Source organism: Aeromicrobium sp. SORGH_AS_0981, assembly GCF_031453195.1.
Lineage (GTDB): Bacteria > Actinomycetota > Actinomycetes > Propionibacteriales > Nocardioidaceae > Aeromicrobium.
On the sequence record NZ_JAVIZD010000001.1, the window covers coordinates 2,445,620 to 2,470,557 of the forward strand.

The 24,938-nt window shown below is 73.2% G+C and carries 21 protein-coding genes; 11 read left to right on the top strand and 10 right to left on the bottom strand.

All coding sequences use genetic code 11. The features are described 5' to 3' along the window. The first annotated feature begins 28 nt into the window (after positions 1–28). Complete coding sequence (locus QE370_RS12335; RefSeq protein WP_309634525.1) at positions 29–760, top strand: class I SAM-dependent methyltransferase; 732 nt, start codon at positions 29–31, stop codon at positions 758–760. Beyond that, positions 727–4,758, top strand: coding sequence for an alpha-(1->3)-arabinofuranosyltransferase family protein (locus tag QE370_RS12340; protein ID WP_309634526.1), 4,032 nt, complete (start codon positions 727–729; stop codon positions 4,756–4,758). The genes QE370_RS12335 and QE370_RS12340 overlap by 34 nt, the downstream gene beginning before the upstream one ends. Here QE370_RS12340 and QE370_RS12345 read toward each other — a convergent pair. Beyond that, positions 4,659–5,921: an acyltransferase gene (locus QE370_RS12345; RefSeq protein ID WP_309634527.1), complete on the bottom strand. Its 1,263-nt coding sequence runs from the start codon at positions 5,919–5,921 to the stop codon at positions 4,659–4,661. The two genes, QE370_RS12340 and QE370_RS12345, sit on opposite strands and share 100 nt — an antisense overlap. Then, positions 5,918–7,744: a hypothetical protein gene (locus QE370_RS12350; RefSeq protein ID WP_309634528.1), complete on the bottom strand. Its 1,827-nt coding sequence runs from the start codon at positions 7,742–7,744 to the stop codon at positions 5,918–5,920. The genes QE370_RS12345 and QE370_RS12350 overlap by 4 nt, the downstream gene beginning before the upstream one ends. Before the next feature lie 89 nt (positions 7,745–7,833). Between QE370_RS12350 and QE370_RS12355 the strand changes: the two genes are divergently transcribed. From QE370_RS12355 to rpsA, 3 genes are all read left to right on the top strand, one after another. Beyond that, on the top strand, positions 7,834–8,838 hold the full coding sequence (locus tag QE370_RS12355) for a DUF3068 domain-containing protein (RefSeq protein ID WP_309634529.1): 1,005 nt from the start codon (positions 7,834–7,836) through the stop codon (positions 8,836–8,838). Positions 8,839–8,918: 80 nt separating this feature from the next. Then, positions 8,919–10,184 (top strand): M18 family aminopeptidase, encoded by a 1,266-nt coding sequence (locus tag QE370_RS12360; RefSeq protein WP_309634530.1) that lies wholly within the window; start codon positions 8,919–8,921, stop codon positions 10,182–10,184. A gap of 196 nt (positions 10,185–10,380) precedes the next feature. Continuing rightward, on the top strand, positions 10,381–11,826 hold the full coding sequence (gene rpsA / locus QE370_RS12365) for a 30S ribosomal protein S1 (protein ID WP_067858104.1): 1,446 nt from the start codon (positions 10,381–10,383) through the stop codon (positions 11,824–11,826). Between the two features lie 80 nt (positions 11,827–11,906). Here the strand turns inward: rpsA and QE370_RS12370 are convergent, their stop codons facing one another. After that, the gene (locus tag QE370_RS12370) at positions 11,907–12,068 is read right to left on the bottom strand and encodes a hypothetical protein (RefSeq protein ID WP_253026844.1); all 162 of its coding nucleotides are present in this window, start codon (positions 12,066–12,068) and stop codon (positions 11,907–11,909) included. A gap of 93 nt (positions 12,069–12,161) precedes the next feature. On the opposite strand from QE370_RS12370, the gene QE370_RS12375 reads away from it, so the two are divergent. Continuing rightward, a complete protein-coding gene (locus tag QE370_RS12375; RefSeq protein ID WP_253026846.1) occupies positions 12,162–13,115 on the top strand; it encodes a GlxA family transcriptional regulator in 954 nt (317 codons plus the stop codon). 272 nt (positions 13,116–13,387) lie between these two features. On the opposite strand, the gene QE370_RS12380 is transcribed toward QE370_RS12375, so the two are convergent. Beyond that, positions 13,388–14,728 carry a class I adenylate-forming enzyme family protein gene (locus QE370_RS12380; RefSeq protein ID WP_309634531.1) on the bottom strand — a complete coding sequence of 447 codons (1,341 nt, stop codon included), beginning with the start codon at positions 14,726–14,728 and terminating at the stop codon, positions 13,388–13,390. A gap of 61 nt (positions 14,729–14,789) precedes the next feature. Here QE370_RS12380 and QE370_RS12385 point away from each other — a divergent pair, with 61 nt between their 5' ends. Beyond that, on the top strand, positions 14,790–15,698 hold the full coding sequence (locus QE370_RS12385) for an SH3 domain-containing protein (protein WP_309634532.1): 909 nt from the start codon (positions 14,790–14,792) through the stop codon (positions 15,696–15,698). Between the two features lies 1 nt (position 15,699). Next, a complete protein-coding gene (gene coaE, locus QE370_RS12390; RefSeq protein WP_253027286.1) occupies positions 15,700–16,296 on the top strand; it encodes a dephospho-CoA kinase in 597 nt (198 codons plus the stop codon). Positions 16,297–16,376: 80 nt separating this feature from the next. On the opposite strand, the gene QE370_RS12395 is transcribed toward coaE, so the two are convergent. Then, positions 16,377–17,321: an RNA polymerase sigma factor RpoD/SigA gene (locus QE370_RS12395; RefSeq protein WP_253027285.1), complete on the bottom strand. Its 945-nt coding sequence runs from the start codon at positions 17,319–17,321 to the stop codon at positions 16,377–16,379. A gap of 249 nt (positions 17,322–17,570) precedes the next feature. On the opposite strand from QE370_RS12395, the gene QE370_RS12400 reads away from it, so the two are divergent. Next, on the top strand, positions 17,571–18,074 hold the full coding sequence (locus QE370_RS12400) for a hypothetical protein (protein WP_253027284.1): 504 nt from the start codon (positions 17,571–17,573) through the stop codon (positions 18,072–18,074). Between the two features lie 9 nt (positions 18,075–18,083). Here QE370_RS12400 and QE370_RS12405 read toward each other — a convergent pair whose 3' ends face one another. Further along, positions 18,084–19,379 (bottom strand): geranylgeranyl reductase family protein, encoded by a 1,296-nt coding sequence (locus QE370_RS12405; protein WP_309634533.1) that lies wholly within the window; start codon positions 19,377–19,379, stop codon positions 18,084–18,086. Between the two features lie 36 nt (positions 19,380–19,415). Here QE370_RS12405 and QE370_RS12410 point away from each other — a divergent pair, with 36 nt between their 5' ends. Beyond that, the gene (locus QE370_RS12410; protein WP_253027251.1) at positions 19,416–20,141 is read left to right on the top strand and encodes a queuosine precursor transporter; all 726 of its coding nucleotides are present in this window, start codon (positions 19,416–19,418) and stop codon (positions 20,139–20,141) included. Between the two features lie 27 nt (positions 20,142–20,168). Here QE370_RS12410 and tgt read toward each other — a convergent pair whose 3' ends face one another. The 4 genes from tgt to QE370_RS12430 form a co-directional block, all read right to left on the bottom strand. Then, positions 20,169–21,410: a tRNA guanosine(34) transglycosylase Tgt gene (tgt, locus tag QE370_RS12415; protein WP_309634534.1), complete on the bottom strand. Its 1,242-nt coding sequence runs from the start codon at positions 21,408–21,410 to the stop codon at positions 20,169–20,171. A 31-nt stretch (positions 21,411–21,441) separates the two neighbouring features. After that, positions 21,442–22,101: a M50 family metallopeptidase gene (locus tag QE370_RS12420; protein WP_309634535.1), complete on the bottom strand. Its 660-nt coding sequence runs from the start codon at positions 22,099–22,101 to the stop codon at positions 21,442–21,444. A 25-nt stretch (positions 22,102–22,126) separates the two neighbouring features. Then, on the bottom strand, positions 22,127–22,531 hold the full coding sequence (locus tag QE370_RS12425; RefSeq protein ID WP_253027248.1) for a tetratricopeptide repeat protein: 405 nt from the start codon (positions 22,529–22,531) through the stop codon (positions 22,127–22,129). A gap of 69 nt (positions 22,532–22,600) precedes the next feature. Then, on the bottom strand, positions 22,601–23,296 hold the full coding sequence (locus QE370_RS12430; RefSeq protein ID WP_309634536.1) for a hypothetical protein: 696 nt from the start codon (positions 23,294–23,296) through the stop codon (positions 22,601–22,603). Between the two features lie 125 nt (positions 23,297–23,421). Here QE370_RS12430 and rmuC point away from each other — a divergent pair, with 125 nt between their 5' ends. Beyond that, positions 23,422–24,903 (top strand): DNA recombination protein RmuC, encoded by a 1,482-nt coding sequence (gene rmuC / locus QE370_RS12435; RefSeq protein WP_309634537.1) that lies wholly within the window; start codon positions 23,422–23,424, stop codon positions 24,901–24,903. Positions 24,904–24,938 lie beyond the last annotated feature (35 nt).

Here is a 24,938-nt window from a genome sequence, read left to right on the forward strand (position 1 = left end):
GGACCTCCGTGGGGGGTATCGTGCCCTGGTGCCTGCGCCGTTCCGTCCCACGCTGCGCCGCTCCTGGCGGCTCTTCCGGGCGTTCCAGGTGGAGCAGACCGACCCGGACCGCTTCTACGGTGCGCTGGCGGCCGACTCGGTCGCGCACGTCCAGCACTTCGCCGATCTCGACGGCGCGTGGGTGCTCGACGTCGGCGGCGGACCGGGCTACTTCGCGCGTGCCTTCCGTGGGGCGGGCGCCCGGTACACCCCGCTCGACGCCGACCTCGGCGAGCTGTCCGGTCTCGGGTCCCCCGAGCCCGGCACCGTGCTCGGCAGCGGCATGCAGCTCCCGTTCGCCGACGGCAGCTTCGACGTCACGTACTCCTCGAACGTCCTCGAGCACGTCCCGGACCCGTGGCTGATGGCCGACGAGATGCTCCGCGTGACCCGACCCGGCGGCCTGGTCTTCTGCTCCTACACCCTCTGGTGGGGACCGTGGGGCGGTCACGAGACGGCTCCCTGGCACTACCTCGGCGGCCACCGCGCCGCCCGACGCTACGCCCGGCGCGAGGGGCACCCCCCGAAGAACGTGTTCGGCACGTCGTTGTTCGCGGTCACGGCCGCAGCCGGCCTGCGCTGGGCACGGTCGCGTCCCGACGTGGAGGTGCTCGCGCTCGTGCCGCGCTACCTGCCGCGCTGGGCGTGGTGGGTGCTGCGCGTACCCGTCGTGCGTGAGGTGGTGACGTGGAACCTCGCGATCGTGCTGCGCAGACGCTGAGGGGGGACGGTCGCCGACGCACGCGCCTGGTCGCGTGGTCCGCGGTGCTCGTGGCGCTCGCGTTCGCCCAGGCCCCGGGTCGGGTCGTCACCGACACCAAGCTCGACCTCACGGTCGACCCGTGGGGGTTCCTGGGTCGGGCCCTGACGCTCTGGGACCCGTCGGGCGCGTTCGGCCAGGTGCAGAACCAGGCGTACGGGTACCTGTTCCCGATGGGCCCGTTCTTCGGGCTGGGTGACCTCGCGCAGCTGCCCCCGTGGGTCGTCCAGCGTGCGTGGTGGGCCGTGGTGCTGGTCGTCGCGTTCGTCGGGGTGGTGAAGCTGGCCGAGGCCCTCGGCATCGGCTCGGACGCCTCGCGGATCGTCGCGGCGCTCGCCTTCGCGCTGTCGCCGCGCATGCTGTCGGTGCTGGGGCCGTCGTCCATCGAGGTGTGGCCGTCGGCGGTGGCCCCGTGGGTGATCCTCCCGCTCGTCCTCGGCGCCCGGCGTGGCGACCCGCGCCGGTACGCGGCGCTCAGCGCCCTCGCCGTGGGCGCGGTCGGTGGCGTCAACGCGGTCGCCACCTTCGCGGTCGTCCCGCTCGCCGGCTGGTTCCTGCTCGTCGGGGCGAGCGGGCCGCGACGTCGCGCCCTGCTGCTGTGGTGGCCGCCGCTCGTGCTGGCCGTGACCTGCTGGTGGATCCTGCCGCTCCTGCTGCTGGGCCGCTACAGCCCGCCGTTCCTCGACTACATCGAGTCCGCACCGACCACGACGTTCGCGGCGACCGTGCTCGACGCGCTGCGCGGCACGACCAACTGGGTGCCCTACGTCGACCTCTGGTCCGACGCCGGACGCCTCCTCGTGACCGACCGGCTGCTCATCCTCAACGGCGTGCTCGTGCTGGCGCTCGGTCTCGTGGGACTCGCGCGGCGCGACGTGCCGCACCGTCGCTACCTGGTCACCGGGCTGGTGCTGGGGCTCGTCGCGGTCACCGCGGGCCACGTGGGCGCGACGCGGGGCCTCGGGGCGACCGACGTCCAGGCCCTGCTCGACGGCGTGCTGTCGCCCGTGCGCAACACCCACAAGTTCGACGTGCTGGTGCGGCTGCCGCTCGTGCTGGGACTCGCGCACCTGCTGGGCGTCCTCCTGGCGCGCGGGTCGGGCGCGGTGCGACGCACGAACGCCGTAGGTGTGGCCGTGCTGGCCTGCGCGGCGCTCGCCGGCGCGACGGCGCCGGCGTGGACCGGGCACGTCGCCCCGCGCGGCAGCTACGTCGACGTGCCGCAGTACTGGACCCAGACCGCCGACTGGCTCGCCGACAACGCACCCGGACGGGCCCTGCTGCTGCCGGCGACGACGTTCGGCGAGTACGCGTGGGGACGCACGAACGACGAGCCGCTGCAGCCGCTCGCCCGCTCGCCGTGGGCGGTCCGTAACGTCATCCCGCTCACGCCGGGCGGCACGATCGAGTGGATGGACGCGGTCTCTGCGGCGCTCGAGTCCGGACGCGGCGACGCCGGTCTCGCGGCGACCCTGCGACGCGCCGGTGTGCGCACGTTCGTGGTCCGGTTCGACGTCTCCCGCTCCGGCGACGTGCTGTCGCCGGAGACCGTGCGGTCGACGCTGCTCAGCACGCCGGGTGTGCGACGCGCCGCGGGCTTCGGCCCGGTCATCGGCGGCGGACCCCGGCTCGACGGCGCCGACGGGGCGGGACCGTTCGTCGACGCCGGGCTGCAGGCCCCGCGACAGGCCGTCGAGGTCTTCGTGCTCGACGGTGTCGACCCGTCGCGCACCGCCACGCCGACGTCGCGGACGGGCGTGCTGGTCGGCGACGCGCGGTCGCTGCTGCGTCTGGAGCAGCGCGGGGCCGCTCCGCCGACGACGGTGATGGCGCAGGACGTGGCCGGCGACGAGCTCGACGACGCACCGGTCGTGCTGACCGACGGCAACCGGCGCCGCGAGGCCGACTTCGCGGCCGTCCGCGACAACCGGTCGGCCTCGCTGACCCGGCAGGAGCCGTGGCGGGCCGACCGGCCCGTCCACCGGTACTCCCAGGACGCCGTCGAGCCGTGGTCGACGGTGCCGGTGCTGCGCGGTGCCAAGGCGCTCACGGCGTCGTCGTCGCGGTCCGACGCCGGGGCCTCGCCGTGGACCGACCCGTCGGCGAGCCCGTGGGCGGCGTTCGACCGCGACCCGACGACGGCGTGGACCGCAGATCCCGGCCGGTTCGACCGGAAGGCCTGGATCGACCTCGACCTCGGCCGCGAGGTCGACCTCGGCATCGTGCCGATCACCGCGGCCGGCCGCGACGGCGAGGAGCGCCGGGTGCGGGTGACGACGCAGGACGGACCGCGCGACGTCGTGCTCCGCGACGGTCGTGCCGTCCTCGTGGAGGTCGGCCAGGTCTCTCGGCTGCGGATCAGCGGAGCCACGAGCGCCGAGCGCCCCCTCGCCCTCCAGGAGGTGGGGATCCCGGACGCGGTGGGCCTCGCGCGACCCCTCCGTCTCCCGCTCCTGCCCCGAGGATGGGCGGCGCCGGCCACGGTGCTCCTGCAGGCCGACGTGGGCGCGGCCGACGGCTGCTCCGTCGTCGAGGGCGTGCAGAACTGCTCGGACCGTCACGTCCGCGAGGTCGAGGACGCCGGCGCGCTCGATCGGATCGTCCCCCTGCGCACCGCCGCGCGGTACCGGCCGTCGATGACCGTCACCGGCCGTGGCGGCCGGGCGCTCGACGCCCTCGTGCAGCGCGGTCGGCTCGCCACCGTGGAGGTCTCGTCGCAGCAGGGCACGTCGGGGCGGGGCGGGGCGCTCGCGCTCGCCGACGGCGACCGCTCGACCGGGTGGGTCGCCGCTGCCGACGACCCCGACCCGACCGTGACGCTGCGCTGGGCGCGTCCGGTCCGCCTCGACCGCGTCCGTCTGCAGACCTCCGTCGACCTGGCCGCCACGCCCGTCCGGTCGGTGCGGACGGTGCTCGCCGACGGCACCACCCGCACCGTCCAGGTCCGTGACGGAGTGCTGCGGCTGCCGCGCGTGCGCACGACGTCGGTCGAGCTGCACCTGTCGCCGCAGACGCCCCGCACCGACCTGGACTTCACGGGCACGGCACGCGCGCTCCCCGTGGGGCTCACCGAGCTGGCGACGCCCGGCGTCGCCGGACTCCCGGTGCGCCTGGACACGATCGACGTCACGGTGCGCTGCGCCGACGGGCCCACGGTCGTCGTCGACGGCACGGTGCGACGTACCCGTCTGGCCGTCGACGCCCGCACGCTGCTGTCGGGCCAGGCGGTCCCGGTGCAGCTCTGCTCCGACGACGACGTCACCCTCGCGTCGGGCGAGCACCGGGTGGTGGCGGCGGGCACCACCGCACTGCGCCCGGCCGACCTGCTGCTGCAGCGTCAGGTCGCGACGCCCGACTCGGGGACCATGGTGCTCGCCGAGCGATCGAACACCAACGCCGGCTGGGAGGCCACCGGTCCCGACGGGACGGCGCTGCGGCCCACGGTCGTCGACGGCTGGCGGCAGGCCTGGTTCGTGCCGGCGGGGGCCGCGGCCGAGGTGAGCACGAGGTTCGCGCCGCAGTCGCTCTACGCGACCGGCCTCGGGGTCGGTGTGCTCGCGTTCCTGGCCGTGGTGCTGCTCGCAGCGCTCCCGTCGCGCCCTGGCCCGCCCGCGCGGCGCCGCGTCGAGGGGGCGTCCGGCGAGACCGTCGTCCTGGGTGGCTGGGTGCTGGCGGCGGCGTGGCTGGCCGGTGTGCCGGGCGTGCTGACCGCGCTCGTGGCGGTCGGTGCCACGTGGGCGGTCCGGCGACGTGTCCCGGCCGCCGCGCTCGTCGGGCTGCTCGTCGCCGTGGCCGGCGGGATCGCGGTGCTGCGGCCGTGGGGACAGTTCAGCACGTGGTCGGGCGACCTCGCACTGCCTCAGCTCGCGGCGCTCGGCGCCGTGTCGGTCGTGGTGGCTGCCGGGGTGCGCCGGCCGAGGTTCTTGAGCCGCAGGAACGGGCGCTCGACCAGTCGGTAGAGCAGCTCCGAGACGGGCAGCGACACGGCGAGGACCAGCACGATCACGAGCGGGAACGACGCGTTGAAGAGCGTGAGGTCGAGCCGGTCGAACAGCACCCACAGCACGATCACGTGGCAGCAGAAGAGGCTGTAGGACACGTGGCCGAGGTGCCGCAGCCACGGGTGCGCCATCCAGCGGGCGTAGGGGGAGTGCGCGTCGCCGAACACGCTCGGAAGCACCACGAGCGCGGCGACGACCGCGTACGCCACGGCGCGCACGAGCGACTCCGACGACGTGCGCGCGAAGAGTCCCGCCGCCCCGCCGAGCGGGGTCGACGCGACGACGAGCACCGCCGCGGCCAGGAGCCAGCAGGCACCCGGGGCGGAGGCCACCGACTCCAGGCGGCGCGCGACGCGCGACGGGCGCCCGGGCAGGGGATGGCGCCGGTCGACGTCGACGACGGCGAACGCGATGCCGACCGCGAACCAGCCCAGGAACGCCGGGAGCGCCTGCGTCGTCCAAGGCCCCAGCGGCACGAGCGGGCCGCCGATCGAGGCCGCCCAGGTCCAGACGAGCGACAGCACGGCCAGCACGGAGAGCAGCGTCAGCACCCGCCTGCCGCGCAGTCCGTGGGTGCGTCGGCCGAGCAGCACGACGAGGATCAGGGGCAGCGCGGCGTAGAACGCCACCTCGGTCGCGAGGCTCCACATCTGCGAGAGGCCCTCGGGCAGTGCCGGCTCGCGGTAGAGGTCCACGAGCGCGAGGTTCTGCAGCCAGCGGTCCAGGCCGAGCTCGCGGTTCTGCCGCACGACCAGCAGCGCCAGCACGACGGTGACCCAGTAGACGGGCAGGACGCGCAGCGCGCGCTTCCAGGCGTACCGCGCCACCGAGTCGTGGTGCTCGCGGGTCCGGGCCGCGGTGAGCCAGGGATGCGCGAGCAGGAAGCCGGAGAGCACGAAGAAGACGGCGACACCGACCTCGAGGCGCTGCATCGCGGCTCCGAGCAGACCCTCGTCGTAGAACCCGGCCCAGAACGCGCAGTGGGTGAGCACGACCGCGAGGGAGGCGACCGCGCGCAGCGTGTCGAGGCCCGGGTACACGGGTGCGACGGCGCGTCCGCCGGACGTCCGGTCGGCGGGCGCGGCGGGGGACGCGGGGAAGCCGGGGACCGGCGCCGTCATCGCAGGGCCTCCAGCGTGCCCGCCGCGACGCGGTCGACGCAGACCGTCAGGCCGGGCGTCGTCACGTCGACCTCGAGCGTCGAGTAGGCGCCGTCGCCGTTGACGAGGTAGGTGTGCGGGCCGCTGAGGACCTGCATGCGCACGGGCTCGCGGCCGTCGAAGCGCAGCACGGCCTCGCCGTCGACCGACGCGGCGTAGTTGATCGTGGTCCACGGGAAGTCGGGCATCTCCGCCCGGTCGAGCGCGAGGCGCCCCGGCTCGCCCTGCACGACCTTCGTCCCGCAGCCAGCCACGGGTCCGGGAGCGCTCTCCGCGCCGCGCACGAGCGGCTGACGCGCCGTGCCGTCGGTGTCGAGCACCGCGAGGTCGTTGCCCTGCCTGCGTGCGTCCACGAGATCACCGTACGGCGCGAGCACGTGCGACGGCAGGTTCCGCGGGTAGTGCAGCCCGAGCTGCACGAGCTCCGGGACCTCGAGGTCGGCGACGGGGCGCGGGTCGGCGAGCAGCGACGCGCGCGCGTTCTCGACGTAGCGACGCGCGGGGAAGTCCTCGTGCCACGGTCGCGCGTAGACCGCCGCGTTCACCAGCGACGCCACGAGGACGGCGGCGAGTGCGGCCCCCAGGGCGGCGCGCGGCACCGAGGGAAGGCGGGGCAGCAGCGCACGCTCGCGGACGGACGGCGCGTCGGGCACGCGCACCGGCAGCACGGCCGCGGCCAGCGCCAGGGGCAGCACCGCGGCGAGGTCGGGCAGGTAGCGCGTGAACTGACCGGCGACGGCGCCGACCTGCAGCCCACGGCCGAGGGCGATCGCGACGTAGGTGCCGGCCACCTGCACGAGCACCACGATGACCGCACGCCACGTGGTGCTCGGGCGCCGACGCCACGCGACGGCGACGACCGCCAGGACGGCGACGACGGCGACCACGCGCACCGCGACCGTGGGGTCGGGGACCGACAGCGGGTCCGCTGCGACGTCCCAGCGCCAGGGTCCGCCGACCAGCCCGGGCAGCACGGACGACAGGAGCAGCCGGTCGGCCACGTCGATCCAGGGCGTGGCACCGGTGACCTGCACCGGCGGGGGCGTGGTGGCCCGGTAGAGGACGAGGTAGGCGGCGCCGAGCGCGGCGAGCGGTGCGACGAGGGGGCCGTGCCGACGCGCCACCCGGGCGAGCGTGCCGCGTCCGGTCCCGGAGCAGAACAGGACGACGAACGCGCCCACCGGCAGGGCCATGAGCAGCGCGCGAGGTCCGCTCGCCGCCCCGAGCAGGTAGGCCAGCACCACCAGCACGGCCCAGCGGGGACGTCGCTCACGGCTCCAGAGCACGAAGCCCGTGACCACGAGGAAGAACGCCACCTGGGCGGGGAGTGCGTTCAGCGCGACGGCCCACCAGGAGCTCGCGTCGGCGGCGAGGGGGAGGAAGCAGAAGAGCGCGAAGGGCACGAGGACGAACGGCCGCGGACCGAAGACCGTGCGCAGCATGAGCCAGCAGGCGGCCGTCGCGGCGGCCGACAGCACCAGTACCGACGTCGCGGCAGCCCACCACGCGTAGGGACCGGCGGCGGCGACCAGGGCGGCGACGACGCGCCCGAGCGGCATCAGCTGGCTGTCGTTCGGCTCCAGGAGCACCGTGTGCAGCGGCCGCGCCGCGTCCTCCAGGAGCAGCAGGTCGTCGGCGTAGAACCAGCCCGGGACGACGATCCAGGCGCGCCAGGCCAGCTGGGCCAGGAAGAGCACGAGAGCGGCGCCGGAGACGAGCTCCCGGGTGCCCACGCCCTCGTCGCGCAAGGTCCCGAGCAGCCGGCGCGTGACAGGTTCGACCACGACTCATCCTCACACACGTCGGGTGCGGCTCCGATGACCCTACGGGCTGGTAACGTGCGCCTGATCACAACAGCGGAGGGAGCCCGACTGTGGGTAAGAAGCTGGGACTGGTGGCGCTCGTGCTGGGCGCCTTCCTGGTTCTTCTGGCAGGACTGAGCAAGTTCTACATGTACGACCGTCTGGCCGTGGTGCCCGACAACAACGAGACCACGAGCATCTCGCAGACGGCGCCGGGAGAGGACGCTGAGTACCTCAACGTCGGCGCCGAGGGCGGACCCGCGGTCGAGACCGGACCCCTGAAGTCGACGCGCATCGTGCAGGGCAACGTCGAGCTGAGCGAGAAGGCCTCCAAGGAGCTCGACCGCGACGTGGCCGTGTGGGACACCTACACGTGCACCGACACGCCCGACTTCGACTGCGCGAGCGGCCAGACGCCGCTCAGCAGCACGAAGGACCGCGTGGCGTTCGACGCCCACACCGGCGAGACCGTCCCGTGGAGCGGCTCGACCACCGAGACCGGTGGCGAGGAGTCCGAGGGCGCCTTCAAGGGCCTGTACTTCAAGTTCCCGTTCGGGACCGAGAAGAAGACGTACGACTTCTGGGACGGCACCCTCAAGAAGGCCACCCCGGCCGTCTACAAGGGCGAGACCACCATCAAAGGTCTCGACGTCTACGAGTTCGAGCAGGTCATCGAGCCGACGAAGACCGGCACGATCGACGTGCCGGGCTCGCTCGTCGGCGAGGAGGCCTCCCAGGTCACGGCCGACCGGATCTACGCGAACACGCGGACCTTCCTGGTCGAGCCCGTCACCGGCGTCATCATCAAGGGCGGGGAGGCGCAGGACTCCTACCTGGAGGTCGACGGCGAGCGCAAGCTCACCACGACGAAGGCGACGCTCGGCTACACCGACGCCTACATCCAGGACACCGTCGACGAGTACAAGGGGAAGGCGACGCTGCTGAAGGCCGTGGACACCACGTTCCCGATCGTCGGCGGCATCGTCGGGCTCGTCCTGCTGGTCCTCGGCGTCGCGGGCCTGGCCCGTGGCCGCAAGGCCGCAGGTCGTCAGGACGGCGGCACGCACACCGCCTGAGCCGCAGGCACCTCGTCCGGCGCGTCACCCCCCCCGGGTGGCGCGCCGGACGTGCGTCCGCAGGTCGCTACGGTGGGGCCATGGGTGCTGCCGACGACCTCTGCCGCTTCGTGGACGCCTCGCCGTCCCCGTTCCACGCCGTCGCCACCGCGGCCGCCGCGCTGGAGTCGGCGGGGTGGTCGCGGGTCGACGAGCGCGCCCCCTGGCCCGGGCCGGGCGGTCGCGGCTACGTCGTGCGCGGCGGGTCGCTCGTGGCCTGGGACGACAGCGCGTCGTCCGCCGCCTCCGACCCGTTCAGGATCGTCGGTGCCCACACCGACAGCCCGACGCTGCGCCTGAAGCAGCACCACGACCGACGCTTCGAGGGCACCGACGTGCTCGCCCTGGAGCCGTACGGCGGCCCTCTGCTCACGACCTGGCTCGACCGCGACCTCGGCGTCGCCGGCCGCGTCGTGCTGCGTGACGGCCAGGAGCGGCTCGTGCACGTCGACGAGCCGGTGCTGCGGGTGCCGAACCTCGCGATCCACCTCGACCGCGACGCCGCCGGCGCGCCCGACCGCCAGCGTCACCTCGACGCGATCTGGGCGCAGCGCGGTACACCGTTCCTCGCGTGGCTGGGGGAGCGCGAGGGCTTCGGCGCCGACGAGGTGCTCGGGTTCGAGCTCATGACGGCCGACGTCGTGCCCAGCGCGCGCGTGGGCGTCGACGGCTGGCTGGTCGCGGCACCCCGGCTGGACAACCAGGCCACGTGCTTCGCCGGCCTGCAGGCGCTGCTCGACTCCGGCGCCGGCGGCAGGGCCCCGGTGGACGGCCAGCGGCCGGTGCTCGTGCTGTTCGACCACGAGGAGGTGGGCAGCTCCTCCGAGCGCGGCGCCGCCTCGGACCTGTTGCTCACGGTGCTCGAGCGCATCGTCCTGGCCGCCGGAGGCGACCGCGACGACCTGCACCGCGCGGTCGCGGGCTCGGTCTGCGCGTCCGGCGACATGGCGCACGCGACGCACCCCAACCACGCCGAGCGTCACGAGCCCCTGCACCACGTGCGGCTCGGCGCCGGACCGGTCCTCAAGGTCAACCAGAACCTGCGCTACGCCACCGACGCCGTCGGCGCCGCGGTGTTCGCGCGGGCCTGCGAGCACGCCGGGGTGCCGCTGCAGCGCTACGTCCACCGGGCCGACCTGCCGTGCGGCTCGACGATCGGACCGATCAGTGCGGCCCGCACCGGCATCACGACCGTCGACTTCGGTGCCCCGCAGCTGGCGATGCACTCCGCGCGCGAGACGATGGCGGCCGCCGACGTCGACCACTACGTGCGTGCGCTGACCGCGTTCTTCGCCCTGCCCGCCTGAGCGTCGTCCGTCCGTACCTCGCGACGCCCCCGGTGGTCCGGGAACGGCGGAGATCGCGTACCCTGAGAGGTGCGCTGGTGACCTGTGCGTTCCTCGGACCGAGCAGGAGCGCTCCTCGCGCGCCCTCACGGGGTGTCCGAGGCACGTCCGCCGGCCGCTATCCCTACATCATCCATCCATCGGAGTCCATCTACCTATGAGCATCGCACCCTCTGCGGCACCGCAGGTTGCGGTCAACGACATCGGCACCGAGGAAGACTTCCTCGCGGCCATCGACTCGACCATCAAGTACTTCAACGACGGCGACATCGTCGACGGCACCATCGTCAAGGTGGACCGCGACGAGGTCCTCCTCGACATCGGCTACAAGACCGAGGGCGTCATCCCCTCGCGCGAGCTGAGCATCAAGCACGACGTCGACCCGCACGAGGTCGTCGCCGTCGGTGACAGCGTCGAGGCCCTCGTCCTCCAGAAGGAGGACAAGGAAGGCCGTCTGATCCTGTCCAAGAAGCGCGCCCAGTACGAGCGCGCCTGGGGCGACATCGAGAAGATCAAGGCCGAGGACGGCGTCGTCGAGGGCACCGTCATCGAGGTCGTCAAGGGCGGCCTCATCATGGACATCGGACTCCGTGGCTTCCTGCCCGCGTCGCTGGTCGAGATGCGCCGCGTGCGCGACCTCGACCCGTACATCGGCCAGAAGCTCGAGGCGAAGATCATCGAGCTCGACAAGAACCGCAACAACGTGGTCCTGTCGCGCCGTGCGTGGCTCGAGCAGACCCAGTCGGCCGTCCGCCAGAAGTTCCTCGACGAGCTCAAGAAGGGGCAGGTCCGCAAGGGCGTCATCTCCTCGATCGTCAACTTCGGTGCGTTCGTCGACCTCGGTGGCGTCGACGGTCTCGTCCACGTCTCGGAGCTCTCCTGGAAGCACATCGACCACCCGAACGAGGTCGTCCAGGTCGGCGACGAGGTCACGGTCGAGGTGCTCGACGTCGATCTCGAGCGCGAGCGCGTGTCGCTGTCGCTCAAGGCGACGCAGGAGGATCCGTGGCAGCACTTCGCCCGGACCCACCAGATCGGCCAGATCGTGCCCGGCAAGGCCACCAAGCTCGTCCCGTTCGGTGCGTTCGTGCGCGTCGAGGAGGGCATCGAGGGCCTCGTGCACATCTCCGAGCTGGCCGAGCGTCACGTCGAGATCCCCGAGCAGGTCGTCCAGATCGGCGACTCGGTCATGGTCAAGATCATCGACATCGACCTCGAGCGTCGTCGCATCTCGCTGTCGCTCAAGCAGGCCAACGAGACGCAGGCTGCCGCGGCCGACGACTTCGACCCGACGCTCTACGGCATGACGTCCTCCTACGACGAGCAGGGCAACTACATCTACCCCGACGGCTTCGACCCGGAGACCGGCGAGTGGCAGGAGGGCTTCGAGGAGGCCCGCGCTGCCTGGGAGAAGCAGTACGCCGAGGCTCACGAGCGCTGGGAGGCGCACAAGAAGCAGATCGAGGAGGCCGAGAAGGCCAACATCGAGGCCGGCGAGGTCAGCAACTACTCCGCCGGCGGCGACGTCGAGACGGGCGAGGGTTCGCTCGCGTCCGACGAGGCGCTGCAGGCCCTGCGCGAGAAGCTGACGGGCGGCGAGTGATCCTCACCCGCTGAACGACCGCACGACGAGACCCCCGGCCGATGGTCGGGGGTCTCGTCATGTCGGAGCGACGGTCGGCGTCACCGGACGGGCAGGTCGTGGTCGTCGGGTCGCGACGGCTGGAACGGGTCGCGTGGACGGCTGCGGGGCCCGGGACGGCTGCCGTAGCCGTCGAGGGAGACGCAGATCGCGAGGGCGATGACGAGGGCGGACAGGGCCAGGAGGATCAGCAAGAGGAACATGGCAGAAAGTCTCGTCTCCGTCTGTTCCTGCCACCAGTGGCAGAAAAGTCATCCATCCTCGATAAACCGCCACATCTGTGGCAGGCTGGGACCATGAAGAAGGTCGCGGTCGTCGTGCAGGACGGGGTCGAGGCGTTCGGCCTCGGAGCCATCTGCGAGGTCTGGAACGAGCCCTACCACCCCGAGGACGACAACCCGGTCTTCGACTTCACGATCTGCACGCCGGAGCCCGGGCGGGTCCGCGGCTCGAGCGTCGACCTGCACGTGGAGGCCTCGCTCGACGCGACCGCCGACGCCGACCTCGTGTGCGTCGCGCCGAAGCGCGGCTACCGCCACCACCACCCGGCGGCCGTCGAGGCGGTCCGCGCGGCGGGGGAACGCGGTGCCTACGTCTCGGCGCACTGCACCGGTGCGTGGCTGCTGGGCGAGGCGGGGCTGCTCGACGGGCGCGAGTGCACGACGCACTGGCGCTACGGAAGCGAGCTGCAGGAGGCCTTCCCTGAGGCGGTCGTGCGCCCGGAGGTGCTGTACGTCCTCGACGGCAACGTGCTGACCGGGGCCGGCTCCGCGGCCGGCATCGACGCCTCGCTGCACCTCGTGCGGCGGGTGTTCGGGGCGCGGACGGCCGCGACCACCGCGCGACGCATCGTCATGCCACCGCACCGCACGGGCGGGCAGGCGCAGTTCGTGCGCACCCCGGTCGGCCAGGTCGAGGCCGAGACGTTGTCGCCGGTGCTCGAGTGGGCGCTCGAGCACGTCGACGAGCCGCTGCCCGTCGACCGGCTCGCGGCGGTCGCGCACATGTCGCCGCGCACCTTCGCCCGGCGCTTCCGCGACGAGACCGGCACCACGCCCCTGCAGTGGCTCACCAGCCAGCGCATCGCCCTCGCCGAGCAGCTGCTCGAGGGCTCGACGCTCTCGGTCGAGCAGGTGGCGTCCCGCGTCGGGTTCGGCAACGCCGCCACGCTGCGCCACCACTTCACCCAGGCGCTCGGCACCACGCCCCAGGAGTTCCGCCGCACCTTCGCCTGCGCCGACGCCGGCTGAGCAATGCGTCGCTCGTTGCTGATTCCCATCACCTGAGGGGAATCAGCAGCTCACCATCGTTCTCCCGCGCTCACCTGCGGATGCTTCCCGAGGTGAGCGGGGGAGAACCATGGGGAGCGGATCGGTCGCGTCCGCCCCTCGAGACGCGCCCGGGCGTATCGCGCCTGGCGGCACTCACCATCGTTCTTCCTCACCCACCGGCGAGATCAGTCGCAGGTGAGTGAGGATTCCCATCAAGTGATGGGAATCGAGGGACGGGTGGGGCGAGGAGCTCAGAGCTCGGTCCGACGCACCTTGCCGGTGGCCGTGCGGGGGAGGGCGTCGAGGCGCAGGTACTCCTTGGGCCGCTTCGGCGGCGCCAGGCGCTCGAGGGCACGCGCCCGAAGGGACTCCTCGTCCGCGTCGCCGACGTACGCCGCCACGACCCGCTGGCCCCACCGCTCGTCCGGGCGGCCGAACACGGCGACCTCGACCACGCCGGGCAGGTCCTCCAGCGCTGCCTCGACCTCGGCGGGATAGACGTTGACGCCGCCGCTGATGACGAGGTCGCTGCGACGGGCGTCGAGGTAGACCCAGCCGTCCTCCACCCGGCCCAGGTCGCCGACGGTGAAGGCCGGGCCGTCCGGGGTGTCGCGCCAGGCCCGCGCGGTCTTCTCGTCGTCGCGCCAGTAGGTGAAGCGTCCCCACGGCGGGACGACGCACCAGAGCTGGTCCTCGTCGTCGACCGTCACCACACGGCCGGGCCGGGCGCGACCGACGCTGCCGGGACGCTCGTGCCACGCATCACCGCGACAGGCCGTCCACTGTCCCTCCGTCGACCCGTAGAACTCCCACACGGTCCGCACGCCGAACTGCGCGTGCGCGCGGCGGCGGACGGGCTCGGGGCACGGAGCGCCGGCGTGCGCGACGAGCCGGAACGACGAGAGGTCCGGGTCCTCGCCCGTCTCGTCGAGGTGCTGCTGCAGGCGCTGCAGGTGCGCCGGCACGCAGAACATCGTCGTGGGACGTACCTGGGCGACGGCGTCGACGAAGGCGGCCGCGTCGAAGTGCGGCAGCACCGCGATGCTCCCGCCGGCCAGCAGCGTGCCCGTCGCGAAGCGGAGGGGAGCGGAGTGGTAGATCGGCGAGACCACGAGGTCGACGTCGTCGGCGCGGAAGCCCCAGAGCTCGCGCTCCTCGACCACGAGGTCGCGGGCGTCGTCCGGCTCGAGCAGGCCCGACCACACACCCTTGGGCCGACCGGTCGTGCCTGACGTGAAGTGCATCGGCCGGCACAGCGGGTCGGGCGCCAGGTCGACCGGGGGTCCGTCCAGCAGCGTCCGCAGGGCGGCCGGGTCGTCCACGACCAAGGCGGCGTCGAGGTCGTCGAGGACCCGCTCGCGCTCCCAGGTGGTCAGGCGCGGGTCCAGCGGCACCGGCACGACGCCCGAGCGTGCCGCGCCGAGCACGACGCTGGCGTAGGCCGGCTCCCCGGGGCACAGCAGCACGAGCCGGTCGCCCGTGCCGAGGCCCCGCGCCCGCAGCGCACCGGCCACGCGACGCTGGTCCCGCTCGCTGCGCTCCGCCGTCAGGACCTCCAGCCCCTGCGGGCCGTCCCCTGCGCGCGCGTCCACCCGCCCAGTATGCTGCAGGGGTTGGTCGGTCCTGTTCCCCACCACCTGAAGGTGATCGTCTGTGGCTTCCTCGCGCCACAAGCACGCCGTGCCGCGGCGTGCCGGACGCGGGTCGAGCGCACCGCGGACGCCGGGCGGGGCCCGACGCAGCAGCCGTCACGCGGCGCCGTCCTGGCAGCGTCGCGCCGTCACCGTCGTCCTCCCCGCCGTGAGCGTCGTGGCCGTGCTGGGCGCCGCTGTCGCCGTCGTGCAGGCCCAGGGCCCCGACGCTCCCACGACGGCACCTCGCGCAGCCGCCGCGCCCGTGCAGGACGACGTCATCGCCGAGGCCTTCGAGGAGGCTCCGGAGGTGAACCGCAGCGCCGAGCGTCCGGAGCTGCCCGTCGAGGGCACCGTGCAGGTGGTCGTCAAGGGCCAGCAGGTCGCGCTCGACGACGGCGTCGCCGTGCACGCCGACGCCGACTCCGCGTCGCCGGTGCTGAAGCGGCTCGAGCGCGGGCAGAAGATCGACGTCACGGGGCGGACCCGCGACGGCTGGACCGAGGTGGTCCTCGCCGACCTGCCCCGCTGGGTGCCGTCGCGGCAGGTCGCCGACGAGCTCCCGCTCGGGACCCAGCCCTGCCCCAAGATGTCGGAGGCCGGTCTGCAGCCCGACACCGTCAAGGTGTTCCGGGCCGTGTGCGAGCGCTTCCCCCAGGTCGGCGAGTACGGCGGCATCGCGGGACGTGGCGAGCACGCGACCGGGCAGGCGCTCGACATCATGGTGCGCGGCTCCCTCGGCGACGAGATCGCCGCCTTCCTGCAGGAGCACCGCAGCGAGCTCGGCATCGAGTACCTGATCTGGGAGCAGCGCATCTGGCGGCCCGCCACGTCGGCGAGCTGGCGGCCCATGAGCGACCGCGGTGGCGACACCGCCAACCACGTCGACCACGTGCACGTGACCACCTACGGCAACGCGGCGACGGGCTGACATGACCCTGCACGTCGGCCTGACGGGCGGCATCGGCTCCGGCAAGAGCACCGTCAGCGCACGGCTCGCCGAGCTCGGCGCGGTCGTCGTCGACTACGACCTGCTCGCGCGCGAGGCGGTCGAGCCTGGCACCCCTGGCCTCGCAGCGATCCGCGAACGGTTCGGGGACGCCGTGGTCGCCGCCGACGGGTCGCTGGACCGCCCCGCGCTCGGTGCCGTCGTCTTCGCCGACGAGGCCGCCCGCCGCGACCTGGAGGCCATCACCCATCCCGCGATCCGCGACCTCGCGGCCGCGAGGGTCGCTGCGGCACCCGACGACGCCGTCCTCGTGCACGACCACCCGCTGCTCGTGGAGATGGGCATGGCCGCCGCGTGCGACGTCGTCGTGGTGGTCGACCTGCCCCCCGAGCTGCAGGTGCGGCGGCTGGTCGAGCAGCGCGGCATGGCCGAGGACGACGCCCGCGCCCGCCTGGCCGCCCAGACGAGCCGTGAGCAGCGGCTCGCGGCGGCCGACGAGGTGCTCGACAACCAGGGCAGCCGCGAGGACCTGCTCGCGGCGGTCGACGCGCTCTGGGCGCGCCTCACGTCCGACCACTGAGCAGCCGGTCGGCCCAGGCACGACGAAGCCGCCCTGTCGGGGGTGGCAGGGCGGCTTCGGGCTGGCGGTCCGAGGGGGTGTCAGGCCGCCAGGTCGGGGTCGGCGATCTTGCGCAGCGTGACGAGCGCCTGGCGCTCGAGCTGGCGCACGCGCTCGGCGGAGATGCCGTGGCGCTTGCCGATGTCGGCGAGCTTCTGCTGGCGCCCGTCGAGCAGGCCGTAGCGCGCCCGCACGATGTCGGCCTCGCGAGGGCCCAGGTGGTCGATCAGCGAGCTGATCAGGTGCTTGGTCTCGTCGTCCAGGACCGCCAGGTCGGGGCCGGGCTGGGTCTCGCGGGCGATGAGGTCGCCGAGCGAGGTGTCGCCGTCCTCGTCGACCGGGGTGTCCAGGCTGACGTGGTCGCGACCCCAGGACAGCAGGTCGATGACGCGGTCGACGTCCATGCCGAGCTCGTCGGCGATCTCCTGCGGCTCGGGGTCGTAGCCGAGCGTGCGCTCGAGCGTCCGGCGTGCCGCCGTGACCTGGTTCAGCTCCTCCACCACGTGCACCGGCAGCCGCACGACCCGCGCCTGCTGCGCGATGCCGCGGGTGATCGCCTGACGCACCCACCAGGTGGCGTAGGTGGAGAACTTGAAGCCCTTCGCGTAGTCGAACTTCTCGACGGCGCGGATCAGGCCGGTGTTGCCCTCCTGCACCAGGTCGAGCATCGGCATCGCGGAGCGGCCGTACTTGCGCGCGATCGAGACGACCAGGCGCAGGTTGGCGTTGATGAACTCCTGCTGGGCGCGCTCGCCCTCGGCCGCGATGAACTCGAGCTCCTCGCGGGTGGCCCGCTTGGGTGCGCCGCCCTTCGCGCGGCCGATGCGTCCCTCGTCGAGCAGGTGCTGGGCGTAGAGGCCCGCCTCGATGCTGCGGCTGAGCTCGACCTCGCGGGCGGCGTCCAGCAGCGGCGTCCGGGCGATCTCGGCCAGGTACATGCCGACGCTGTCCTTGCCCTCGGCGCTCTCGTGCCTCGTTGACGTCATGTGAATACGCCTCCCATCGTGTCTGTACCAGTGCAACGCACTGGACGCACCGGGGATTCCACTCTCAGCCTCTTCTTGGCAGGTGTTCGCCGGGGTCTCAGGCCCGCCTCCGGGCTGCCCCGGGAGGGGTCCGGAGCACTCGCGGACGGGTGCGCACGGTCTCACACCGCGAGCCTGTTCCCCTCAAGTGGGACGAGGGACTAGGTTGTTCCCGTTCTTCATCCTTTTCTCAGCAACGGAAGGTTCCTCATGGCAGCCGACTTCAAGGCGCTCTCCAAGTTCGACCAGGGTGCCCTGGTCGCGGGCGCTGTCGCGATCCTGTTCTCGTTCTTCGACGCCTTCGTCACGGCCTCGGTCAAGGGCAGCGGCGACTTCGCCGTCAACACCTCGGCCGGCCGCAACGCCTGGTACAGCTTCGCGACGCTGGGCATCCTGCTCGTCATCGTCGCGGTCGTCGTGGTCGCGGTGAAGGCCTTCGCCGCGCAGAACCTCCCCGACGGTGTCCCGTGGCGCCTGGTGGCGCTCGCGACGGCCGCGCTCGGCACGATCCTGCTCGTCCTGCGTCCGCTCACCGAAGGCGGCGACGTCCCGTCCGGCATGGGCGTCGACGTGAGCGTGGGCCCGGGCTGGTCCGGCTACATCGTCTGGATCGCCGCGATCGCGCTGACCGTCTTCACGGCACTGTCGTTCAAGGACTCCGGCGAGAAGCTGCCCGAGGTCAACAAGAAGTCCGACCCGCCCGCCGCCTCCTGAGCGGACCGGTCAGGCGGTGAACGGCGGTCGGTCGTCGAGCGCGACCGACCGCCGTCCCGCCCACCTCCACAGGCGCGCGGTGACGTCGCGGTCCTCGTCGGTGACGAGGTTGCCCATCACCCGCAGCGCCACGGTCATGAGGGTCTGCGAGCGCATGCCGAGCGGTCCGAACGTCGGCAGCAGCCGCGGCACCGTGAGCAGCCCGGCCAGACGACGCGCGATCGAGAACGCCTCGCCGTAGTGGCCCGTCAGCAGCTGGGGCCACGCCTCGGCGACGTCGGTGCGTGAGGCGAGGAGCTCCGCGCCGACGCGCCCCGTCTCCAGGCCGTAGTCGATGCCCTCCCCGTTCAACGGGTTGACGCACCCCGCCGCGTCCCCGACGAGGATCCAGTTGGGTCCGGCGACACCCGACACCGCGCCACCCATCGGCAGCAGCGCCGACGTCGGCAGCCGCAGGTCGGGCCCGAGCTCCCACTCCTCGCGCCGCAGCTCGGCGTAGTACTCCATGAGCGGACGGATCTGCAGCGCCGCCGGTCGCTTGGCCGTGGCCAGCGCACCGACGCCGAGGTTGACCTCTCCGCCCTCGCCGGCCGTGCCGAGCGGGAAGATCCAGCCGTACCCGGGCAGCAACGCGCCCTTGTCGTTCGCCGCCCGTGGCCCGGCGCCCCCGCCGGGCTCCGCCCTCAGCTCCAGGTGGGAGGAGATCCACGGGTCGTCGAAGCGGCCGGACGTGACGTAGGAGCGGCCGGCGACCCCGTAGGCGGTGTCGCGGTGCCACTCCCGACCGAGCACCTTGCCCAGCGGCGACCGCACGCCGTCGGCGACCACGAGGCGTTCGCAGCGCACGACGTGCCGCTGCTTCTCGGGACCGACGACGAACACGACGGCACTCACCCGGCCGGAGCCGTCGCGCTCGACGTCGACGGCCCGCGCGCGGTCCAGCGGCTGCGCGCCGTCGGCGAGCGCGACGTCGCGGATGCGGGCGTCGAGCTGCGTGCGGGGCACCGCCGAGCCGTGGTCGGGCAGGGAGCCGCCGGGCCAGGGGAGCAGGAGCTCCTGGCCGAAGCCTGCGGCGCGCAGACCACGGTTCGTGCCGAACGAGCGGGTCCAGTCGCCGAGGCCCAGCCGGTCGAGCTCGGCGACGGCGCGAGGGGTCAGACCGTCGCCGCACGTCTTGTCGCGGGGGAACGCTGCTGCGTCGGCCAGCAGCACGTCCGCCCCCGCCCGGGCCGACCAGGCTGCCGCGGCAGCACCGGCGGGTCCGGCACCCACCACGAGGACGTCGGTGCGGTCGGGCAGGCTCATGGGGCGATCATCCCATCCCGTGCCAGGATGTCGCTCATGACCTCGTCGTCCTCCGCGCCCTCGCAGGCACCGGGCCAGGAGGTCCGGTTCGCGTCCTCGGGCTCGTCGGCCTACGCCGTCGTGCTCGCGCTGTTCGCCACCATCGTGGTCGTCTCCAACGTCGTGGCCACCAAGCCGATCGAGGTCGGCTCCGGGTCGTTGACGCTCGGACCCGTGCAGCTGTGGCCGCTCATCATCGACGGGGGAGCGGTGCTGTTCCCCCTCGCCTACGTGCTCGGCGACGTGATCTCGGAGGTCTACGGCTTCCGCGCGGCACGCCGGGCCGTGCTCACCGGCTTCGCCTGCGCGCTGCTGGCCGTCCTGACGTTCACCGTGGTCGCCCGCATCCCCGGGGCCTCGTTCTACGGCAACGACGAGGCGTTCTCGGTCGTCCTGGGCCCGGTGGCGCAGATCGTGCTGGCGAGCGTCGTCGGCTACGTGTGCGGGCAGCTGACCAACGCCTGGGTGCTCACCCGGATGAAGGCGCGGACGGCCGAGCGCGCGCTCGTGGCGCGGCTCGCCTCGTCGACCGGGCTCGGTGAGCTGGTCGACACGTTCCTGTTCTGCGCGATCGCCGCGAGCGCCATCGGCATCACGGGGGTGGGCGGGTTCCTCAACTACTTCGTGGTCGGGGTGCTGTTCAAGGTCGCGGTCGAGCTGCTCGTCATGCCGGTGACGGTGCTCGTGATCTCGCGGCTCAAGGCCGCCGAGCCCACCTACTGATCCCCACGTCGTGGTCCGGCGCCGGCGTCAGCGGGACGAGCCGATCCGGCCCATCGTCTCGGCGCGCAGCTCGTCGAACGTGCCGTCCTCGACGGCGGCGCGCATACGGTCGACGAGTCGAACCACGTAGCGCTCGTTGTGGATCGTGGTCAGGGTCGCGGCGAGGTACTCCTTGGCCTTGAACAGGTGGTGGAGGTAGGCGCGGGTGTAGTGCGCGCAGGTGTAGCAGTCGCAGTCGTCCTCGATCGGCTCGAAGCGGCGGCGCGAGCGTGCGACGAGCAGGTTCTCGCGTCCGTCGGCGGTGTAGACGCGCGACGAGCGCGCCACCCGCGACGGGCCGACGCAGTCGAACGTGTCGGCGCCCGCCTCGACCGCCGCGAACAGGTCGTCGGGCTCGCCGATGCCGAGCAGGTGACGCGGCTTGTCGTCGGGGAGCTCGTCGGTGACCCAGCCGACGATGGTCGACAGGTTCTCCTTCTCGATGGCGCCGCCGATGCCGAAGCCGTCGAAGCGGGTGCCGTCGACCTCGAGGTCGGCCAGGTGCCGCGCGGCGCGACGACGGAGGTCCTCGTGCTGGGCGCCCTGCACGACGCCGAAGAGGGCGGGGGTGCCGGGCCGACCGGCGCGTTCCGTCCCGAGCCGGCGGTGCTCGGCGAGGCAGCGGGCGGCCCACGCCTCGGTGCGGGCCAGCGACTCCTCCTGGTAGGCGCGGCTGTCCAGCAGGGTGGTCAGCTCGTCGAAGGCGAAGATGACGTCGGCACCCAGGCGGTGCTGGATGCCCATCGACACCTCGGGGGTGAATCGGTGGGTCGAGCCGTCGAGGTGGCTGCGGAAGGTGACGCCGTCGTCGTCGACGTGGGCGAGACGGTCCTTGTCGGTGGCGATGACGTCGGCGGCCTCGGACGAGGAGTCCATCGACAGCGTCTTGCGGAACCCCGCGCCGAGGCTCATGACCTGGAAGCCGCCGGAGTCGGTGAAGGTCGGGCCGGACCAGCCCATGAACCGGCCGAGCCCGCCGGCCTCCTCCACGACGTCGTCCCCGGGCTGGAGGTACAGGTGGTAGGCGTTGGCGAGCAGGGCCTGCGCACCGAGCTCGGCCATCGCCTCCGGCAGCACCGCCTTGACGGTGGCCTTGGTGCCGACGGGCACGAAGGCGGGCGTGCGGATCGTGCCGTGCGCGGTGGTGAGCGTGCCGGTGCGGCCGGCGCGGTCCCCGAGGCGGGCGCCGACCTCGAAGAACGGCGAGGTCGTGGTGGGGGAGTCGGTCACCGGCTCATCCAAGCAGGCGGCGGGACGTGCGTCAGCGCAGGGCGGTGAGGTCACGCAGCAGCGTCCAGGCGGGGACGAGGGCGCCGAGGGTGAGCAGCACGAAGCCCGCGTTCCACGCGACGGCGGGCAGGGGCGTGAGACGGGCGAGCACGTCGGCGTCGCTCGTGCGCGACCGCGACCTCCGCCGCGACGACCACAGCTCGACCGTGGTGCGCGGCCCGCCGACGAGGAGGAACGTGGAGAGCGCGACGGCGGCGAACCCCTGTGCCGACGGGTCGGTGCGCCACACCAGCAGCGCGACGCCCGCCCCGGCGAGTCCCACCACGACGAGACCGAACATGTTGCGGATGAACACGAGCATCCCGGCGACGACGGCGAGCGCGGTCCACAGGGCCCAGGCGGTGCGGTCGAGCGAGACGAGCGCGAGCAGCCCGAGGCCGAGCGCGCTCGGGGCGAGGTACCCCGCTGCGGCGGTGGCGACCATGCCGGGGCCGGTGGGCCGGCCGACCGAGGTGGTCAGTCCCGACGTGTCGCGGTGCAGGCGGACCCCGTTCAGACGTCGACCGGTCAGCACGGCGACCAGTGCGTGGCCCGCCTCGTGCACGAGGGTGACGACGTGCCGGCCGGCCCCCCATCCCCACGGCAGCAGCGCCAGGGCGGCGCCGACCGCCGCGGGGACGTAGGGGCTCATCGTGCGGCTCCGGCCGGACCGGGGCTCAGACGACCGGTCGGTCGACGAGCTGCACGCGCGACGCGTCGCGGGCCGACTCGCCCATCGCAGCCGCCAGGCGGTGCATGAGCGCACCCTCGCGGTGACGGCTCTGCCGGTCGAGCGTCAGGCCGAGCGCGGTGTGCGCCCAGCCGCTCGTGGGCTCCAGCTCGACGAGCCGACGGAACGCGTCCTCCGCAGGTCGCAGCTGGGCGGCCGCGAAGTGGGCGCGGGCGAGCAGCTCCCACGCCGACGCGTTGTCGGGGGAGTCCTCGACGACCCGACGCAGGACGCGCGCGGCGTCCCGGGGGTAGCGCGACTCCAGCAGCTCCTCGCCGAGGCGGAAGGCGTCGAAGACGTCCATCACCGCGATCTGGTCGTCGGAGATGTTCGGGGTCAGGTAGATGGTCATGGGGCTCCTCCTCCCGGGGCGTGCTGGTCGGGCTCGTCAACGGCGGCGTCGTCCGGTTCATTCCCGCGCTCACGGGGCCGGTGCGGGGTCCTGCTGGTCGCCGGTCGTGGCGCTCGGCGTGGGCGTCGGGGCGGGGTCGGCGCTCGACGTCGGGGTGGGTGTCGGCGTGGGATCGGGGGTGGCCTCGTCGTCGGGCGTGGGCGACGCGGTCGGGTCCGGCGTGGCGGTCTCGGTGGGCGTCGGCTGGTCGTCCCGCTGCCCGGAGCCGCCCCCGCCGGAGAAGTGGCCGATGCGGGGGTTGTCGGGGTTCGACCCGTAGGCCTTGCCGGTCACGAGCTCGTAGCTGCCCATGGCCAGGCCCGCGACGAGCAGGACGACCACGGTCGACAGGGCCACGGCCCTCCAGCGGATGGTGCGGCGGGGCGCGTCGACCACCTCGGCTCCGGTGACCTCCTCGTGCGTGGCACGGCGGACCGCGGCCAGGGCCTCGGCGGTGTGGCCGGGCTCGGCCTCGGTCTCGACGACCTGGCCGCCGTCGGTCTGCACGATGAGCGTGCGGCCCTTGTCGAGCGTGCTGGCGTAGAGCGAGGACGTGATGGTCACGACGAGGCTGCCGAGCGCGGCTCCGACGATGGTGCCGGCCACGCCGAGCGCGGAGGCGATCCACGCCGACGTCATGGCGGCGAGGGCGCCGGCCACCACCTGGAACCACGACAGGCCGCCCAGGACCGAGGATCGTTCTCGGGTGTCGGTGGAGTCAGGCATGGATTCCAGCCTAGGGGGGCCACGCCAGCCGTTCGAGCCGCGTGGAACGCGTTCCACGTCACGCATCGCCAGGGGTCCGGCACGCCTGCACGGTTCTGTCGGTCAGTCTTGCCAGACTCGGACGCATGGCTCCCACCCTCACCCTCCTGCTCGGTCTGCTCGTCGGTGTCGCGCTCGGCGTGGTGGTCGGCCTGCTGGTCGCCCGCCTGCGTCAGGTCGATGGCGCGGCGGACGTCGAGGATCCTGCGGTGGTCCAGGCGCGGCACGCCGCGGAGCTGGCCGAGGTGCGGCACGCAGCCCACGCGGAGCTCGCCGACGCGCGGCACGCGGCGGCGGCGGAGCGGGCGCAGGTCGAGCAGGCGCTGGCGGCGGAGCGCAGCCGCGTCGAGAGCGCGCTCGCCGCGGCCAAGGCCGACGTCGAGGCCCGGCTCGCGGCCACACGGGCCGAGGCCGACGCCCTGCGCGAGCAGGTCGAGGTCGCCCGGCGTCAGACGCGCGAGCTCGTGGCGCAGCACGACCGCGAGGCCAAGGAGCGCCAGGCCAAGGAGCACAGCGAGAGCCGCGTGCTGCAGAAGCTCGCCCCGGTCGCCACCCAGCTGCAGCAGATGCAGCGCAAGGTCGAGGAGATCGAGGAGAAGCGCGCCCGGCAGCACGGCCACCTCGCCGAGCAGATCCGCGCCACGCAGGAGTCGGCGGCGCGATCCCAGCAGGCGGCAGAGACGCTCTCCGGCGCGCTGCGCAACAACACGGTCCGCGGTGCCTACGGCGAGACCCAGCTGACGTCGCTCGTGGAGTCGGCCGGGCTGCTCAACCGCATCGACTTCTCCACCCAGGAGTCGATCACCGCCGACTCCGGCGCCCGACGTCCCGACATGGTCATCAAGCTGCCGGGACGCAAGCAGATGGCGGTCGACGCCAAGGTGCCCTACGCGGTCTTCATCGACGCGAACCGACCCGACCTCGACGACGCCGAGCGCAAGCGGATGTTCGTGCAGCACGCGAAGGCCGTGCGGGCGCACGTCGACGCCCTGGCCCAGAAGGAGTACTGGACCGGCCTGCCGACCAGCCCCGAGTTCACGGTGGCGTTCATCCCGAACGACGCGATCCTCAACGCGGCGCTCGACGCCGACCCGTCGCTCATGGAGCACGCGTTCGGCAAGGGCATCGTGCTCGCGACGCCGGTCAACCTGTGGGCGGTGCTCAAGACCGTGGCGTTCACCTGGCGCCAGGAGGACCTCGCCGAGAACGCGCAGGAGCTCGTCGACCTCGGCCGCGAGCTGTACAAGCGGCTCGGCACCCTGTCCTCGCACGTGTCCAAGCTCGGCCGCTCGCTCGAGCGGTCCGTCAAGGACTACAACACCTTCGTCGGCTCGCTCGAGCGTGGCGTGCTCGTCACGGCACGCAAGCTCGACCGCGTCGACGACACGGCGCTGCTGGGCGACGTGCAGGAGCTCGACGTCGACCCGCGCAGCCTCACCGCGAGCGAGCTGACCCAGCCGCCCGCCTCGCAGGAGTTCGCGCTGTTCGAGGACCTCGAGCGGCCCGAGATCGACCCGCTCCTCGTCGAGGGCGAGACCGTCGACGACGCGGAGGAGCAGGCGGGCTGAGCGGCCCACCTGCCCGTGGGTCCCTCGCGAGGCGA